The organism is Xanthomonas sp. SHU 199 (assembly GCF_000364665.1).
In the GTDB taxonomy this organism is placed as follows: domain Bacteria; phylum Pseudomonadota; class Gammaproteobacteria; order Xanthomonadales; family Xanthomonadaceae; genus Xanthomonas_A; species Xanthomonas_A sontii.
The window spans coordinates 1-1800 of record NZ_AQOI01000529.1; the positions used below are offsets into that span (position 1 = coordinate 1).

Sequence of the window (1800 nt, forward strand, 5' to 3'; positions counted from 1 at the left end):
CGGTGGGCGGCCCCGAGGCGCGCGCGCTGATCGCGCGCTGGCAGGCGGCGATGCCGGCGCACGTGCCGGCGCTGGAAGCGCAGCTGCGGGTGCACGACATGGCCGGCGAACGCGACCAGGGCGAAGCCGTGGCGCAGCGCATCGTGGCGCTGGAACCGGGCCGGCTCAGCGGCGAGGAACGCCTGGTCGAGTCGCTGCTGGAGCGCGGCGAGCACGATGCCGCCATCGCCCACGTGCACGGCCTGATGCAGCGCATGCCCGAGCGCGACCGCACCGTGGTGCGGCCTTGGCTGGCGGCGGTGCAGGATGCGGCCGGGCGCCCGGACGACGCGCTCGCGACCTGGGTGGCCTTCCAGCAGGAACAGCTGCCGCACCGCCTGCCGCTGCCGCCGCTGGGCCAGGCCCCGGCGCAGTGGCCGCCGCTGGGCACTGTCGACCCGCAGAACCAGGCCCGCCCGCTGTTCGTCTGGGGGCCCCCGGGCAGCGGCGTGGAGCGGGTGATCGCGGTGATCGACGCGGCCAGCCCGGTATTGCGCGGCGACCGCTTCGGTCCGCAGCCGCCGACCGACGGCCTGCAGCGCTTCCGCAGCGTCGAGGAACTGGACAGCGGCGCCCTGGACGGTGCGGCGCTGGTCGCCGAGTGGCGCGCGCAACTGCCGGCACGCGGCGTCGGCGACGGCAACATCGTCGACTGGCTGCTGTGGTGGGACAACGCGCTGCTGCGCGCGCTGCGCCCGCACCTGCCGGAAGGACGGCTGCTGGTGGTGCTGCGCGACCCGCGCGACATGCTGCTGGACTGGCTGGCCAACGGTGCCCCGGCGCCGCTGGGCCTGGCCTCGCCGGAGACCGGCGCGCAGTGGCTGGCGGCGGTGCTGGCGCAGGTCGCCGACCTGCACGAACAGGATCTGTATCCGCACCACCTGGTGCGCCTGGACGGCACCGAGCACGATCCGGCCGGCGTGGCGGCGGCGCTGGAGCAGGCGTTCGGCGTGGCGTTCCCGACCATCGCCACTGTCGGCCCGCCGCGCCTGGCCGCCGGCCACTGGCGTGCCTATGCCACGCCGCTGGCCGCTGCGTTCGCGCTGCTGACGCCGGTGGCGGTGCGCCTTGGCTACCCTGAAACCTGATTCCCCAAGGAGATTCACGCATGCGTCTTCGCAGTGACAGCATCCAGCCGGGTCAGCCCATCGCCGCGACCTACGCGATGGGCCAGGCCGACGGCTTCGGCGGCAACCGCAACCCCCACCTGGTCTGGAACGCGGTGCCGGCCGGCACCCAGTCCTTCGTGCTGCTGTGCGTCGATCCGGACGTGCCGACCGTGGCCGAGATGGTCGGCCGCGACGACGTGCAGATCCCGGTCGAACAACCTCGCACCGAATTCGTGCATTGGGTGGCGGTGGACCTGCCGGCCGACCTGCGCGAGATCGCCGAAGGCAGCGCCAGCGACGGCGTGGTGGCCAAGGGCAAGCAGCCACCGCCCGGCCTGGCGGGCGCGCGGCAGGGACTGAACAGCTACACCGACTGGTTCGCCGGCGACGCGGCGATGGGCGGCGACTACCACGGCTACGACGGCCCGTATCCGCCGGCCAACGACCTGCGTGTGCACCGCTACTTCTTCCGCCTGTTCGCCCTGGATGTGGCGCGCCTGGACGTGCCGGCACGCTTCACCGCCGCCGACGCCTTGCGCGCGATGCAGGGCCACGTGCTGGCCGAAGCCAGCCTGCACGGCACTTACAGCCTCAATCCGGCGGCGAAGTAAGCCGTAAAGCCCCTCTCCCGCCGGGAGAGGGGTTGGGGTGA

The 1800-nt window shown here is 73.7% G+C and carries 2 protein-coding genes; both read left to right on the forward strand.

Going from position 1 to position 1800, the window contains the following annotated elements; translation table 11 throughout:
- On the forward strand, positions 1-1127 hold a 1127-nt coding region (locus tag D183_RS0116060; protein ID WP_017909900.1), incomplete at its 5' end, for a BTAD domain-containing putative transcriptional regulator.
- A gap of 20 nt (positions 1128-1147) precedes the next feature.
- Positions 1148-1759 carry a YbhB/YbcL family Raf kinase inhibitor-like protein gene (locus D183_RS0116065; RefSeq protein ID WP_017909901.1) on the forward strand — a complete coding sequence of 204 codons (612 nt, stop codon included), beginning with the start codon at positions 1148-1150 and terminating at the stop codon, positions 1757-1759.
- Positions 1760-1800 lie beyond the last annotated feature (41 nt).

Bases quoted from the DNA above. Each gene is read 5' to 3' on its own strand.
- D183_RS0116065 (WP_017909901.1), top strand. From the start codon at position 1,148: ATGCGTCTTCGCAGTGACAGCATCCAGCCGGGTCAGCCCATCGCCGCG.